Here is a 252-nt window from a genome sequence, read left to right on the forward strand (position 1 = left end):
GTAGTGGGTATAGAACCCGGCGCTCATCAACAGCACATACACGGCCAAATAGCGCGTGCGTTCGGGCTGCCTCACCCAGTACACCAGCGCCAGCGTGGCGCCCAGCAGCCACACGCCGAGCAGCGAATACATACGCACTTCCTGGCTGTAGCGCACCGCCGTGGGCAGTAGAGCCAGCAGGATCCCCGCCAGCACGGCTGCGCGTCGGGTGGACAGTTGCCGTGTCAGCCAGATGCCCAGGCCCACGACGGC

At 65.9% G+C, this 252-nt stretch carries 1 pseudogene; it reads right to left on the minus strand.

From position 1 onward, the window contains the following. Positions 1-252 (minus strand): annotated as a pseudogene (locus AAEZ05_RS29445) (glycosyltransferase family 39 protein); the annotation flags it as partial.

This window comes from Pseudomonas sp. HY13-MNA-CIBAN-0226 (assembly GCF_040310305.1).
Taxonomy (GTDB): domain Bacteria; phylum Pseudomonadota; class Gammaproteobacteria; order Pseudomonadales; family Pseudomonadaceae; genus Aquipseudomonas; species Aquipseudomonas gregormendelii.